This is a genomic window from Mycolicibacterium chengduense, assembly GCF_033741155.1.
GTDB lineage: Bacteria > Actinomycetota > Actinomycetes > Mycobacteriales > Mycobacteriaceae > Mycobacterium.
Window position 1 is genome coordinate 245,045 of sequence record NZ_JAWQNH010000002.1, and the last position, 14,298, is coordinate 259,342.

Here is a 14,298-nt window from a genome sequence, read left to right on the forward strand (position 1 = left end):
CCGCGTCCAGTTGTCGGTGGGTCGTTGTAGTGTCGAGTCATGTTGGATCCGGCCGAATGTGAAGGTGCCGGGTTGGTCGATGCATTGCGGGTGGCGCACCGGGCCGAGGCAGTAGCCGCCGCGCGGCGGTGGGCGATCATCGCCGCGGTGGTGGCCCACCATTGCGACGACGAGGACGAGGCAACCGCCCACGCGGTGATCGACGGGTGGGAGTACGCCACCGCCGAGGTATCGGCCGTCTGCGGGCTGTCCAAGCAAGCCGCCGCCGGTCAGATGCGCATCGCGCTGGCTCTGCGCGACCGGCTACCGAAGATCGGGGCGCTGCTGGCCGCCGGGGTGATTACCGCCAAGATTGCCGCCGCCATCACCTGGCGCACCCGGCTGGTATTCGATGCTCAAGCACTGGCCCTCATCGATGCAGCGCTGGCCGAGGTCGCCCCCACCCTCGGAGTGTTGTCCCAGCAAAACATCGAAGACGCAATCGACGTCTGGGTTGAAGCTTTCGATCCGGCAGCCGTGCCCTGCGCCCGTAGCGCCGCCCGCTCGCGCTACCTGGAATTCGGCACCGCCGAGGACCTCACCGGCACCGTCGGCGTCTACGGGCGGATGCTGGCGACCGACGCCGCGACCCTGCGGGCCCGGTTGTCCGCGATCGCCGACACCGTCTGCGCCGCCGATCCCCGCACCCGCGCCCAACGCCTCGTCGATGCGCTGGGCCTGCTGGGCGCTGACCCGGCCGCCGACCGGTTGGCCTGCCAGTGCGAGCAGCCCGATTGCCCGGCTGCCGGGATCGACCCGCGCGCGGCCGCGGTCACCGTCTATGTGCTCACCGATACCCCACCCACCGCCACCACGGGTGACCACGCGCCCACCGATCCACCGCCCGGCCCCGAACCTGAACCACCACTGGGCGTGCCACCGACTCCGACGACCACGCCGCCGCCGCCGCGCGAACCTCGCCTGGACCGTGATCAGACCCGGCCGCATAATCCGGCCGCCACCACCGGCCCGGGAATCCTGCTCGGCGGCGGCGTCCTACCTGCACCCATGCTCGCCGACCTCATTACCGCCGGCGCCGGCGTCGTCACCCTGAACGACGTCACCGTGCTGGAAGCCGAACGGGGCTACCGCCCCTCGGCGAAACTGACCGCCTGGGTCCGGGCCCGCGACCTGACGTGCACCTTCCCCGGCTGCACCCGCGCTGCCCCGCGCTGCGATCTCGACCACGTGATCCCGTGGCCGGCCGGCGCGACCCATCCGGGCAACCTCTCGGCCAAATGTCGTACCCACCACCTGCTCAAGACCTTCGGTGGCTGGACCGACCACCAACACGCCGACGGCACGCACACCTGGACCAGCCCCACCGGCCACGCCTACACCACCGTGCCGCTCAGCCGGATCTTGTTCCCCGACAAACCGATCCACACGCCGGCACCCCCGCCGCGACCGGTCGTCACCACCGCCGACCGCCAGTCGGCCATGCCCGGGCGGCGCCGCACCCGCGACCAAACCCGCGCCGCCCGCGTCACCGCCGCGCGCCGACGCAATCAACACGCCATCGACACGAACACCAAACCCCCACCGTTCTAGGTGGATTCGATATCGTCACCGATCCGGCCCGGCAGGTGGATCACGCCCGCGCGCCCAAGCAGCAGCAGGCTGACCACCAGTACCCACACCGGGAACACCAGGGTGAGCCAAACCGAGGTGTCGGCGGCCACCAGAACGACCAGCGCCATGGTGTAGGTGGCCAACGCCAACCACCGTGGCATCACACCGGTTTTCAGCCAGATGGTGGCCAACGAGATCATGAAGACCGCGGCCATCCGCAGCGCGTAGGTCTTGCCGAGTGCGGTCAACGTCATGGTGGCGAAAGCCACCACCTCGGCCCGTGCGGGCTCATCGAGCACGTCGGTCCCGCTGTGCGCCAAGCCGATTCCCACCGACGTGGTGGCGAACACCATCGCCAGGAACAGCAGCCCGGCACCCATGAACACCGAGGAGAAGAACTTGTCCTCCACCCCGGCGAACCCGTCTCGCACCACCCCGATGAACCACAGGAACGCGATCCCGGCGAACGGCATGAGCGTCGCGGCCACTTTCAGGTGACTACTGCCCGCAACGGTCCACTGGGCGCCGTGCGCAGCCCCGTCGGGCACCGTCGTCCACAACAACACCAGAGCGGTGGTGAACAGCAACGAGAACAGGACACCCGCGGCCGCGGCGGCCCGCGGCGTGGTCAGGCGGCGGAACGGAAAAGGCGTGGTCACGGCGTCATGGTCGCACCTGGCACGTAGCCGCCGCAGGGGAACGGTCGGGGCGGGTGTAGCGTGGGGGTGATCCAAGCCCACGAGGCTCAGGCATGTACCCGCTTCTCATTGCGCGTTGTGCGTCTTGTGTCGGCACACGAATCAACCGTCGAGGAAATCCATGCAGTCCAACGATCTTTTCTCACATCCGGACCGGCCCGAGGTCACCGCCGACGTCGATAACGACCCCTACAAAGATAACGTCACGACCCTCACCTTCTCGGATCGTCCAGGAGCACGGCGCGAGTAACGAGGTCCGGAAACGACAAGGCTGGCGCAGCCGAAGCTGCGCCAGCCTTTTAAGTCAGGTCCGGTCAGATGACCGAAACGCCCACTGCCTGCGGGCCTTTCGCGCCCTGCTCGACCTCGAACTGAACGCGAGCGTTCTCCTCGAGCGAGCGGAAGCCGCTTCCGGTGATCTCGCTGTAGTGGACGAAGACGTCGGCCGCTCCGCCATCAGGAGCGATGAAGCCGAAGCCCTTTTCGCCGTTGAACCATTTCACAGTGCCCTGTGCCATTGAACTTACTTCTCTCATTTACAAGCGCAACAACCAAAATGTGCGCTGAATGACCGTAGCACCCCGCGGACAAAACCGCACCATTCAACTTTCCGCTACGGCTGACCGGGCAGCAACCTGACCATCAGACCGTTGCTCTCGGCGAGCAGATCACCCGCGCCGTCACGCAGCTCGGCGTTGACAAAAGCCTTGCGGCCCTCGGTTTCCCGGATCCACCCTCGCGCGGTGAGGGTGGTGTCGATCGGCGTCACCTTGCGGTAGTCGACGTGCAGAAAAGCGGTCCGGCTGATCGGCCGGCCCGCGGCGTGGATGACCATGCCGAAGATGGAATCGAACAGCAGCGGCAGCACGCCACCGTGCACGGCATTGTTGCCGCCCACGTGATAGCGGCTGAACTCAACCTGCAGTTCCACCCCTTCGGGCTCGAACTTGGTTGCGCGCCAGGGCGGCATCAGGAGGCTGCCGACGCCCGGCAGACTCGGCACCCGGTTGGCGGGTCCTTCGCCCTCGGCCGCCTCGTACGGGTCCAACAACGCGACCAGGTCCTCGACCCGGTCGGCGGCCTCGTCCCAGGTGGCGCTGTCGGGGTTGGCCGAGACGGCCAGATCCTGCGCGCGACGCATCGCCGTGAGGAAGCGGCCGAACCCCGGCCCGGGGTCGGCGGCTTCGAACAACGGAAATCCGCCGTGCCGGTCGTACTCGGGGTCGGCGCGGCGCGGGTCCAGTCCGAAATCGGTCACCGAGACGCCAGGATGTCGCGCCGCACGATGGTCTGGTCCCGGCCGGGACCGACCCCGATGCACGACACGTACGCACCGGCCAGTTCCTCCAGCCGCAGCACGTAGTCCCGCGCCTTGGCGGGCAGCTCGTCGAATTCGCGGGCTCCGGAGATGTCCTCCCACCAGCCCGGCAGCTCTTCGTAGATCGGCTCGGCGCGAGCGATATCCGATTGGGTCATCGGCATCTCGTCGGTGCGCTTGCCGTCTATCGTGTAGCCGACGCACACCGGCACCGTCTCCAGGCTGGACAGCACATCCAGCTTGGTCAGGAAGTAGTCGGTGATGCCGTTGACCCGGGTGGCATAGCGGGCGATGACGGCGTCGAACCAGCCGCAGCGCCGCGGCCGGCCGGTGGTCACGCCGACCTCGCCGCCGGTCTTGGCCAGATAGGCGCCGTGCTCGTCGAACAGCTCCGTCGGGAACGGACCCGAGCCCACCCGGGTGGTGTACGCCTTGAGGATGCCGAGCACGGTGGTGATGCGGGTCGGTCCGATACCCGAGCCGACGGCCGCGCCGCCGGCGGTCGGGTTGGACGACGTCACGAACGGATAGGTGCCGTGGTCGACGTCGAGCAGCGTGCCTTGGGAACCCTCCAGCAGCACCGTCTGACCGTCCTCGAGCGCCTGGTTGAGCAGCAGCCGGGCGTCGGCGATCCGGTGCTTGAAGCCCTCGGCCTGGGCCAGCAGGTTCTCCACGACCTCGCCCGCGTCCAGGGCCTTGCGGTTGTAGATCTTCACCAGCACCTGGTTCTTGAATTCCAGGGCGGCTTCGATCTTGTTGGCCAGCTGCTGCTCGTCGAGGACATCGGCGACGCGGATCCCGATGCGGGCGATCTTGTCCTGATAACAGGGACCGATCCCGCGGCCGGTGGTGCCGATCTTCTTGCTGCCCATGTACCGCTCGGTCACCTTGTCGATGGCGACGTGATACGGCATGAGCAGGTGCGCGTCGGCGGAGATCAGCAGGCCGGACGTGTCGACGCCGCGCTCCTCCAGACCGGACAGCTCGGTGAGCAGCACGCCGGGATCCACCACGACACCGTTGCCGATGACGTTGGTGACACCCGGGGTGAGGATCCCCGAGGGGATCAGGTGCAGGGCGAAATTCTCGCCCGTCGGCAGCACCACGGTGTGACCCGCGTTGTTACCGCCCTGGTAGCGCACAACCCAGTGCACGCGTCCACCGAGAAGATCGGTGGCCTTACCTTTGCCCTCGTCACCCCACTGGGCCCCGATGAGCACGATTGCCGGCATGGCATTGTCTCCCTGAGTCTCCTGCTCAAATGTGATGCAGCCGGTGACCCACCATATCCGAGCGCAGCCACAGGAGAGGCGTTGACCACCACAGACGGCGATAGAGCTATCAGCGTGTTGGTCTTCGGCGGACGTCGGATTCCGCGGGCGTTAGGGGCTTGTCCTGCGGTAATGGTGGCCGAACCGGCCGATATCGATGCCGCGTTCACCGCGCGCCGGCTCGTCGTAGTGGGGTCGGAATCCGATCTGGCGACGGTGTTGGGCCGGTTGATGCGCGCCGACCGGCTCGATATCGAAGTGGCCCGGGTGGGTCGCTGGCGGTCGGGTCGGCGGGCCCGCACGGGTGCGGTGACACGGCTACCGCTGATCCGGGACGAGACGGGCACGGTGCTGGTCGGCACCGCGTACTGGTTGCCGCCCGACGAGGCGGCCCGCCACATCGAGGGCGAGGCGGTGGTCGACGACACCGTGCTGTTCGACGGGAGCGCCACCGCGGTGCGCATCGAACCGATCGCGGCGCAGCCGGGCCTGCGGGCCAGCGTGCTGACCGCCCGCATGCGGCCCAAACACTGGGTGACCGGCCGGGCGGTGCAACTCGGCACCACCGGGGCCCTGGTGGTCCGCGACGGCGTCCAGGTGCCGCGGCCGGTGCGACGGTCGACGTTCTACCGGCACACGCAAGGCTGGCTGGCCGTCCGCTGACCGGTAGTTTTCGTGGGGTGAACATCCGGCCTCTGCACCAGTCGGTGCGCCCCAGCCCGGTCTTCCTGGCGATCCTCGCTCTCACGGCGGCAGGCGGCGCGCTGGCCTGGTTCTGCGGGGACACCATCCGCCCGTTGTCCTACGCCGCGGTGTTCGTGTTCGTCGTCGCCGGCTGGTTGGTGTCGATGTGCCTGCACGAATTCGGCCACGCCTACACGGCGTGGCGGTTCGGCGACCGCGACGTCGCCGTCCGCGGCTACCTGACGCTCAACCCGCTGAAGTACTCCAACCCGGTGCTCTCGATCGCGTTACCGCTGGTGTTCATCGCCCTGGGCGGGATCGGGTTGCCGGGCGGCGCGGTCTACGTCCGGACGTCCTGGATGACCGCACGCCAGCGCACCCAGGTCAGCCTGGCCGGCCCGGCGGCCAACGCTGTCCTGGCGGTGCTGCTGCTGGCCATGACGGCCCTCTTCTTCGACCCGGCGCACGGTGTCTTCTGGGCGGGTATGGCGTTCCTGGGCTTCCTGCAGGTCACCGCGTTGCTGCTGAACCTGCTGCCCATCCCCGGACTGGACGGTTACGGCGCGCTGGAGCCACACCTGAGCGATGACAACCGCCGCGCCCTGGAACCGGCCAAGCAATGGGGGTTCTTCATCCTGCTGATCCTGCTGCTGGTTCCGCAGCTCAACCAGTGGTTCTTCGGGGTGGTGTTCTGGTTCTTCGACCTGTCCGGTGTACCGCATTGGCTGGTCGGAAACGGCGGGGCACTGACCCGGTTCTGGTCGGCCTGGGTGTAGACCCCTTGCAACATATGCGACTTTACGCATATATTTCTGGCATGGGTGCAGGACATGACCACAGCCACGGGGCCGATGCTCGGGTAAGCCGGATGGTGCTCGCCGCGGTCATCCTTTCGGTGTTCTTCTTCGTCGAGCTGGGCACCGCGCTCGCCATCAATTCGATCGCCCTGTTGGCCGACGCCGGCCACATGCTCACCGACCTCGTCGCGATGTTCATGGGTCTGACCGCGGTGCTGCTGGCCAAACGCGGCAGCACGTCCCCGTCGCGCACCTACGGGTGGCATCGGGCCGAAGTGTTCACCGCCGTCGCCAACGCCGTGCTGCTGCTCGGGGTCGCCGGCTTCATCCTGTACGAGGCCATCGAACGACTGGGTGCGGCTCCCGATGTGCCCGGCGTGCCGATGATCGTGGTGGCGCTGGCGGGCCTGCTGGCCAACGCGGTGGTTGTGCTGCTGCTGCGCTCGCACTCCGAGAACAGCCTCGCGGTCAAGGGCGCCTACATGGAGGTGGTCGCCGACACGGTGGGCAGCATCGGCGTACTGATCGCCGGCATCGTCACCGTCACCACCCGGTGGCCCTACGCCGACGTCGTCGTCGCGGTACTCGTCGCGCTGTGGGTGCTGCCCAGGGCGATCGCGTTGGCCCGCGCGGCGCTGCGCATCCTGTCGGAGACGTCGCCCAGCCACATCGACGTCGACGAGTTGCGGACGGCGCTGGAGGCGGTCGACGGGGTCACCGGCGTGCACGACCTGCACGTGTGGACCCTGGTGCCCGGCAAGGACATGGCAACGGCGCACCTGACCAGCACCCGGGAATCGGCCCTGGTGCTCGACGACGCCAGGGCCGTGCTGACCGCCCGCGGGCTCGACCACGCGACCGTGCAGGTCGAGCCGCCGGATTCGGCCGCCGACTGCGAGTGCGAAAGCCAGAACCGGTAGCCCCGCCACGACTGCCCGTAGCGCTGCGCGCCGCGGTCAGCACTGCCATCCCCGTCCTCGTCGGCAATGCCACCGGCGCTCTCGGCGCGGGGTTGATCGCCACCCTCGGGGCCTTCACGGCGCGGTTCGGGGTGGGCCGCCCCTATCTGAGCCGCGCCGCGCACCTCGCGCTGGTGGCCGGCGCGCTGGCACTGGCGGTGACCGCCGGCGCCTGGGCTGCCGACGTGGCCTGGGCCGGCGTGCTCACCGTCTCCGCCATCGCGGTCCTTGCGGTGTGGCTGTGCAGCGCATTGAAGGTCGGGCCGCCGGGGGCCTATGTGTTCGTCGTCGCCTGCGCCGCGGGCATCGGCGTCTCGGCGTCCCGGCTGAGCCCCTGGCAGATCGGGGCGCTCGTGCTGGCCGGCGGCATGCTGGCCTGGGCGGTCCAGATGCTCGGCGCACTGACGAGCTTCCGGCGCCCGGAACGGGTCGCGGTGCAGACGGCGGCCGATCGGGTCGCCGACTACCTCGGCGCCGTCGGCGGACCGGACGAGGACGCCGCACGGCGGCGGGCGGCCCACGCGCTGCACCAGGCCTGGACCGCGCTGGCCGATCAGCAGCCCGTCGCGTCCGGGAGCCGCGAGCTGCACCGGCTGCGCGCCGCCAACCATGCGGTGCACGTGCTGTTCGCCCGCGCCGAACCCGACACCGCCGACCTGGCGCACGCCCTGGGCCGGCTCGAGGCCGATCCCGATGCCGTTGCACATCGCGACCCCGACCGACATCCACCCCCGCAGGCGCCCGCGCGGCACCTGCTGCGGGCGGCGCTGCGCACCGGCTCGCAGACCCGCCGGGTGATGGTCCGGGTGGCGATCGGGGTGCCGCTGGCCGGGTTTGCCGCCGTCGGACTCGGCGTCGACCGGGCTTACTGGGCGATGGCCGCCGCGGTGCTGATCCTGCATCAGGGCGCACCGCTGTGGCACGCGCTGCGCCGTGGCGCCGAGCGGCTCCTCGGCACCTGGATCGGGCTGGCGCTGGCCGCCGCGATCATCGTCATTCACCCGCAGGGCTGGCTGCTGGCCGCCGTGCTGGCGCTGCTGAACTTCGCCATCGAGATGCTGGTGGCCCGCACTTACCTGCTGGCCTCGGTGTTCATCACCGCCACCGCACTGACCATCGGCACCGCCAGCCACCCGCTGGCGCCGGGCCAGGTCGGGCACCTGCTGCTGACCCGCGGCATCGACACGTTCATCGGCTGCGCCATCGGGTTGGCGGTGTACCTGGCCCTGGCGCGCAGGCAGGAAACCCACCGGCTCGCCGACGCGCTGGCGGCCACCCGGGCCGCGCTCGCGTGCGCCGAGCCGTTCGTGGCGGCCGGCGACACGGCGAGCCTCGCCGCCCGCACCGCGCGCCGCGACCTGCAGATCAGCGCCCTGGACATGCTGGACGTGCTCGACGCGGCCCAGGCCGGACCGCGGGACCAGCGAGCGGACGCCACCCGACTGGGCCCTGAGGTGCTGGCCGTCGAGCGCGCGTCGTCGCAGACCATCGCCGCGCTGTGGGCGGTGGAAAGCCGCCGAGGCTAGGAGACCCCGAGTTCGGCGCGCGCGGCGGGATCGCAATCGTCGAGCAGGTCCAGGCAGCGCGCGTACTCCGGCGTCTCACCGATGGCGTCGGCCGCCTTGGCCAGCGCCGCCACGCAGCGCAGGAAGCCGCGGTTGGGCTCGTGGCTGTAGGGCACCGGACCGAACCCCTTCCAGCCGTTGCGCCGCAGCTGATCCAGACCGCGGTGATAGCCGGTGCGCGCGTAGGCATAGGCCGTGATCGCCTTGTCCTCGCCCAGCGCGTCCTCGGCCAGCGCCGCCCAGGCCACCGACGCGCTGGGGTGCGCGGCCGCGACGATCGCCGGGTTCTCCCCCGCTTCGAGCTCTTCCTCCGCCTCGGTGTCGCCCGGCAGCAGCACCGGGTCCGGACCGAGGAGATCACCCATCCGAGTCATATGCCCATTGTGCCGTGCGGGCGTCGACAGCCAATCGCTAGGCTTCATCAGTAGCGTCGGCAAGGGAGGACCGCAGCAGGGATGTCGAACCCAACAGGGCCGGACGACAAGCAGGAATCCGGCGAGGGCACATCGGAGGACGACGCGCCCGAGCGTCGGTTCACCGCGCCGTCGGGCTTCGACGGCTCCACTCAGATCATCGACGCGGTCCCCGAACCGCCGACCGAGATCTTCTCCGCCGAGGACGCGACCGAGCTGATGGCGGCGCAGCCGGCCGGTGCGGCCCCCAAGAACGTTGTGCCACAGGTCATTCCACCGCGCAACGAGTCAGACCAGCCGGTCCGCACCCGACGCAGCTGGGGTTGGGTGATCGCGGTGGTGCTGGTGATCGCGGCGCTGGTGGCGCTGGCCGTGCTGGGCACCGTGCTGCTGACCCGTAAGAACAACGCGGCGGTGTCGCAAGAGGAGCTGGTGCGCAGCACCATCGGCAGCTTCGACGGCGCGATCCAGCGGGGCGACCTGGCCACCCTGCGCAGCATCACCTGTGGGGCCACCCGCGACAGTTACGTCCAGTACAACGACAAGGCCTGGGCCGACACCCATGCCCGGGTCGCGGCGGCCAAGCAGTACCCGGTGGTCGCCAGCATCGACCAGGTGGTGGTTCACGACGACCACGCCGAAGCCAATGTCACGACGTTCATGGCGTACGCGCCGCAGACCCGCTCCACCCGGAGTTTCGACCTGCAGTTCCGCGACGACCAGTGGAAGATCTGCCAGAACTCCTAGAACGATTTCGGCGCGCCTACCCGCGGTGACCCGCGGGCCCGGGGGGTAGCCGCGCCGAAATCGCTTGGCGGAACTAGCCTGCCGAAACACTCCGGCCCGCGCTGTGCAGGTCGTTGCAGGCCTCGATGACCCGCTGGGTCATCGAAGCTTCGGCCTTCTTCAGGTAGCTGCGCGGGTCGTAGACCTTCTTGTTGCCGACCTCGCCATCGATCTTCAGCACGCCGTCGTAGTTGCTGAACATGTGCCCGGCGACGGGCCGGGTGAAGGCGTACTGGGTGTCGGTGTCGACGTTCATCTTCACCACGCCGTAGCGCAGCGAGTCCTCGATCTCGGACTTCAGTGACCCCGAGCCGCCGTGGAACACGAAGTCGAACGGCTTGGAACCCTCGGGCAGGCCCAGCTTGGCCGCGGCCACCTTCTGGCCTTCGGCCAGCACCTCGGGCTTGAGCACCACGTTGCCCGGCTTGTAGACGCCGTGCACGTTGCCGAACGTCGCGGCCAGCAGGTACTTGCCGTGCTCGCCGGCGCCGAGCGCGTCGATGGTCTTCTGGAAGTCCTCGGAGCTGGTGTAGAGCTTCTCGTTGATCTCGGCCTCCACGCCGTCCTCTTCACCGCCGACGACGCCGATCTCCACCTCGAGGATGATCTTGGCGGCCGCGGTCAGCTTGAGAAGTTCCTGGGCGATCTCCAAGTTCTCGTCGATCGGCACCGCCGAGCCGTCCCACATATGCGACTGGAACAGCGGGTCTTGCCCCTTGGCGACGCGCTCGGCCGAGATCGCGATGAGCGGACGCACGAAGCTGTCCAGCTTGTCCTTGGGGCAGTGGTCGGTGTGCAGCGCGACGGTGATGGGGTACTTGGCGGCGATCACATGCGCGAACTCGGCCAGCGCCGTGGCGCCGACAACCATGTCCTTCACACCCAGGCCGGAACCGAATTCGGCTCCGCCGGTGGAGAATTGGATGATGCCGTCGCTGCCTGCGTCGGCGAAGCCCTTGATGGCCGCGTTGATGGTTTCCGACGACGTGCAGTTGATCGCCGGGAACGCGAAGGAGTGCTCCTTGGCACGGCCCAGCATCTCGGCATAGACCTCGGGCGTGGCGATGGGCATGGAAACTTCCTCTCGGCTGTCCGGCTGACCCGGTCAGTATGACAAGAAGCGGGTCAGCAGGCACTGGCCGGTCTGGATTAGCGTTGCGCAGATGCGCATCGGCCCGACTCTCGCTGTCGTCACGTCGGGTGCTGTGCTGCTGTCGGCGGCCTGCGCCCGGCACCCCGAACCCGCGCCGCCGCCGCCCGCACCGCCGCCACCGGCGGTCGCCCCGGCGCCGGTACTGGCCACCGACCTGCCGCCCGGACAGGCCCAGCTGATCGTGAACGGTCGCGACGCCGGCCCGATGGGCCCGGTGGTGTGCTCGCATCGGGACGGGTTCAGCCGGTACACCATCGGGGAGACGTCGCTGGGGGTGACGGTGGTGATCACCGACGACGACGTGCCCTCGGTCCGGTCGGTGACCATCGGGGACGCCGGCGGGGTGTCCATCGGCTATGACGCCGACGTGTCCGAAGATCCACCCAAGGCCAGCCGCCACGGCGACACCCTGACCGTGACGGGCGCGGGTGAGGGCACCGACTCGACGAACCCGGCGCGCATCGTGCCCACCACCTACGCGATCGCGGTGGCCTGCCCGGTTTAGATTGCCCGGTATCTTGGGGCCTCATGACCACCACCCATCTGGCCCTGATGCCGGATTTCCTCGACCCGCTCAAGCTGATCGAGCAGTTCGGCACCTGGGCCCTGGTGGGCATCCTGGTCGTCGTCTTCGTCGAATCCGGTGTGCTGTTCCCGATCCTGCCCGGTGACACGCTGCTGTTCGTGGCGGGCATGTTGGCCGCGGGTACCGCCGCGCAGAGTGCCGCGGTGGACACCAACTTCCAGTTGTGGCAACTGCTGGTGTTCATCCCGGTGGCCGCCGTGCTCGGTGGTCAGGTCGGCTACTTCGTGGGCCGCTACCTGGGCACCGCGATGTTCAAACCGGACGCCAAGGTGCTCAAGCAGAAGTACCTCGACGAGGCACACGCCTTCTTCGAGCAGCGCGGACCGTTCGCGATCGTGCTGGCCCGCTTCGTGCCGATCGTGCGGACGCTGGCCCCCATCACCGCCGGCGCGGCGCAGATGAAGTACGCGGTGTTCACCCTGTACAACATCATCGGCGCCGTGTTGTGGGGTGTCGGTCTGACGCTGCTGGGCTACGGGCTGGGGCAGTTCGAGATCATCCAGAAACTGCTGGAACCGATCTTCATCCTGATTGCCGTGGTGTCCCTCGCCCCGATGATCTGGGAGTGGTACAAGCGCCGCAAAGCGGCCAAGAACGCCACCGACAACGCCTGACGTCAGGTTCGGTCGGCCGCCGTCGGCTGCGCCTCGAGGGCGTGCGCCGCTTCCATCAGCATCCAGCCAGACAACTGCACCGACAGATCTCGCTCGGGGATCTCGGACGCGTTGACCGCGCCCTCGACGAACTCGGCCTGTTTACCGCCGGGTGTGGGCACCTCGGCCGGGCGGTCCCAGAACGCGCCGAACAGCGGCCACCCGTCCACCGTCTGCCGGTTCGCCCAGGCCGCTTCGGCGGAGGCGAGCACCATGTCCCGGGCGGTGGCCCGCGCGGTGACGTCGTCGGCGGTATCCCCGGGCAGGTCGGTGGCCACCTGCGTCAGATACCGGGCCAAGATGGCGTTGAACAGGCCGCCGTCGCCGCCGCCGGCGCCCTGGATGACACCGTCGCCGGTCATGTGCTCGCGCACCGCGGCCACCAACCGGCGAGCCCGCACCGCATGCTTGCGGTCCTGCGTGCGGACGGCCAGTTCGGTCTCCAGACCCAGCACCACACCCTGGCAGTAGGTGTACTGGGCGCGCACCAGCGAGCCGGCCTTGATGCCGTCGAACACCAGGTATGTCTGCTGGTCGATCAGGGTGTCGTCGATCCAGTCGGCCATCTGCTGGGCGCGGCGCAGCCGGTCGTAGCGGGCCAGGAAGATCCCGGCCGGGCCGTTGGCGGGGGCGTTGAAGAACTGGTCCTGTTTGCGCCACGGGATGCCGCCGCCGTCCTCGGGCACCCAGGCGGTGAGGAACTGCTCGGCGAGCTTCTTACCTGCGCCCGGGCGGTGCACCCCGGCCAGGCGCCCGGCCCGTTCCAGGGCCAGCGCCAGCCACGCCATATCGTCGTAGTAGTCGTTGGTCCAGGTGATGTTGCGCAGATGGTGGCCGCGGATCTGTCGGGTGATCATCGAAATGCGTTGTGGTGCAGGCGCTCTCACTTGCGCGTCGACCAGGCAGTCCAGCAGGTGGGCCTGCCACCAGTAGTGCCAGGTGCCGAACAGGCGCTGTTTGCGGGCCGCGGGCCAGGCGACGACGCCGAGCTGGGTGCCCGGCAGACCCCACAGTCGCCTCAGGTGCCGCTCGGCAATGGCGGTCTCGGCACTGGCTGCGCGGTCGGCCCACACCTGATCCATGCCTCGATCCTGCCTCAACCGACCCCTACCAAGCCGCCGTTATGTCGGCATGGGCGCGGATCCAGGCATGCATGGCGATCCCGGCGGCCACTCCGGCGTTGATGCTGCGGGTCGAGCCGAACTGCGCGATGGACACCGTCATCCGCGCCCCGGCACTCGCTTCCGGACTGATGCCCGGGCCCTCCTGGCCGAACACCAGCAGGCAGTCCCTTGGCAACGCGGTGGTTTCCAGCGGCACCGAGCCGGGCACGTTGTCCACCGCAACGACGGTCAGCCCGGCGCCGGCTGCGAACTCGAGCAGACCGGCGGTGCTGTCGTGATGCTGCAGCCGTTGATAGCGGTCGGTGACCATGGCGCCGCGGCGGTTCCATCGGCGCCGGCCCACGATGTGCACGGTGTGCACGGCGAAGGCGTTGGCGGTGCGCACGACGGTGCCGATATTGGCGTCACTGCCGAAGTTCTCGATCGCGATGTGCAGCGGATGCCGGCGTCGATCGATGTCGGCGACGATGGCGTCCCGCGTCCAGTAGCGGTAGGCGTCGACGACGTTGCGGGTGTCGCCGTCACGCAACAACTGCGGGTCGTAGCGGGAAGCGTCAGCTCCGGAGGGCAGCGGGCCCTCCCACGGGCCGACACCGGGGGTCTCTCCCCACTCGGTGGGGCCGGTGTTCATGCCTCGTCTCCCGCTCGCTCCGGTCCTCGCTCGTCCCTCGCTACGATCC

At 69.0% G+C, this 14,298-nt stretch carries 16 protein-coding genes; 8 read left to right on the forward strand and 8 right to left on the reverse strand.

All coding sequences use genetic code 11. The features are described 5' to 3' along the window. The first annotated feature begins 39 nt into the window (after positions 1-39). On the forward strand, positions 40-1,590 hold the full coding sequence (locus SBI67_RS06760; RefSeq protein ID WP_318979808.1) for an HNH endonuclease signature motif containing protein: 1,551 nt from the start codon (positions 40-42) through the stop codon (positions 1,588-1,590). On the opposite strand, the gene SBI67_RS06765 is transcribed toward SBI67_RS06760, so the two are convergent. From SBI67_RS06765 to SBI67_RS06780, 4 genes are all read right to left on the reverse strand, one after another. Continuing rightward, on the reverse strand, positions 1,587-2,270 hold the full coding sequence (locus SBI67_RS06765; protein WP_318979809.1) for a hypothetical protein: 684 nt from the start codon (positions 2,268-2,270) through the stop codon (positions 1,587-1,589). The genes SBI67_RS06760 and SBI67_RS06765 overlap by 4 nt on opposite strands. 353 nt (positions 2,271-2,623) lie before the next feature. Beyond that, a complete protein-coding gene (locus SBI67_RS06770) occupies positions 2,624-2,827 on the reverse strand; it encodes a cold-shock protein (RefSeq protein ID WP_024451638.1) in 204 nt (67 codons plus the stop codon). Between the two features lie 95 nt (positions 2,828-2,922). Continuing rightward, positions 2,923-3,567: a PaaI family thioesterase gene (locus tag SBI67_RS06775; protein WP_318979810.1), complete on the reverse strand. Its 645-nt coding sequence runs from the start codon at positions 3,565-3,567 to the stop codon at positions 2,923-2,925. Continuing rightward, positions 3,564-4,859 (reverse strand): adenylosuccinate synthase, encoded by a 1,296-nt coding sequence (locus SBI67_RS06780; RefSeq protein WP_318979811.1) that lies wholly within the window; start codon positions 4,857-4,859, stop codon positions 3,564-3,566. The genes SBI67_RS06775 and SBI67_RS06780 overlap by 4 nt, the downstream gene beginning before the upstream one ends. A gap of 81 nt (positions 4,860-4,940) precedes the next feature. Between SBI67_RS06780 and SBI67_RS06785 the strand changes: the two genes are divergently transcribed. From SBI67_RS06785 to SBI67_RS06800, 4 genes are read left to right on the forward strand one after another with little or no spacing between them, the layout of a single operon-like run. Beyond that, a complete protein-coding gene (locus SBI67_RS06785; RefSeq protein ID WP_413232419.1) occupies positions 4,941-5,561 on the forward strand; it encodes a peptidase M50 in 621 nt (206 codons plus the stop codon). Positions 5,562-5,578: 17 nt separating this feature from the next. Then, positions 5,579-6,358, forward strand: coding sequence for a site-2 protease family protein (locus tag SBI67_RS06790; RefSeq protein WP_318979813.1), 780 nt, complete (start codon positions 5,579-5,581; stop codon positions 6,356-6,358). Positions 6,359-6,399: 41 nt separating this feature from the next. Next, complete coding sequence (locus SBI67_RS06795) at positions 6,400-7,299, forward strand: cation diffusion facilitator family transporter (RefSeq protein WP_318979814.1); 900 nt, start codon at positions 6,400-6,402, stop codon at positions 7,297-7,299. Beyond that, a complete protein-coding gene (locus tag SBI67_RS06800; RefSeq protein WP_318979815.1) occupies positions 7,278-8,864 on the forward strand; it encodes an FUSC family protein in 1,587 nt (528 codons plus the stop codon). The genes SBI67_RS06795 and SBI67_RS06800 overlap by 22 nt, the downstream gene beginning before the upstream one ends. Here the strand turns inward: SBI67_RS06800 and SBI67_RS06805 are convergent. Next, complete coding sequence (locus tag SBI67_RS06805) at positions 8,861-9,277, reverse strand: DUF3151 domain-containing protein (protein ID WP_318979816.1); 417 nt, start codon at positions 9,275-9,277, stop codon at positions 8,861-8,863. The two genes, SBI67_RS06800 and SBI67_RS06805, sit on opposite strands and share 4 nt — an antisense overlap. A gap of 81 nt (positions 9,278-9,358) precedes the next feature. Here SBI67_RS06805 and SBI67_RS06810 point away from each other — a divergent pair, with 81 nt between their 5' ends. Continuing rightward, entirely contained in the window at positions 9,359-10,063 is a 705-nt protein-coding gene (locus SBI67_RS06810; protein WP_318979817.1) for an Rv0361 family membrane protein, read from the forward strand. Between the two features lie 73 nt (positions 10,064-10,136). Here SBI67_RS06810 and fbaA read toward each other — a convergent pair whose 3' ends face one another. Further along, a complete protein-coding gene (gene fbaA, locus SBI67_RS06815; protein WP_318979818.1) occupies positions 10,137-11,174 on the reverse strand; it encodes a class II fructose-bisphosphate aldolase in 1,038 nt (345 codons plus the stop codon). 91 nt (positions 11,175-11,265) lie between these two features. Here fbaA and SBI67_RS06820 point away from each other — a divergent pair, with 91 nt between their 5' ends. After that, positions 11,266-11,760: a lipoprotein LpqH gene (locus SBI67_RS06820; protein ID WP_318979819.1), complete on the forward strand. Its 495-nt coding sequence runs from the start codon at positions 11,266-11,268 to the stop codon at positions 11,758-11,760. Between the two features lie 23 nt (positions 11,761-11,783). Further along, entirely contained in the window at positions 11,784-12,455 is a 672-nt protein-coding gene (locus SBI67_RS06825; protein WP_318979820.1) for a VTT domain-containing protein, read from the forward strand. 2 nt (positions 12,456-12,457) lie between these two features. On the opposite strand, the gene SBI67_RS06830 is transcribed toward SBI67_RS06825, so the two are convergent. Together SBI67_RS06830 and SBI67_RS06835 are read right to left on the reverse strand one after the other, a co-directional pair. Further along, positions 12,458-13,576, reverse strand: coding sequence for a glycoside hydrolase family 76 protein (locus SBI67_RS06830; protein ID WP_318979821.1), 1,119 nt, complete (start codon positions 13,574-13,576; stop codon positions 12,458-12,460). A 25-nt stretch (positions 13,577-13,601) separates the two neighbouring features. Then, positions 13,602-14,249 carry a TrmH family RNA methyltransferase gene (locus SBI67_RS06835; RefSeq protein WP_318979822.1) on the reverse strand — a complete coding sequence of 216 codons (648 nt, stop codon included), beginning with the start codon at positions 14,247-14,249 and terminating at the stop codon, positions 13,602-13,604. Positions 14,250-14,298 lie beyond the last annotated feature (49 nt).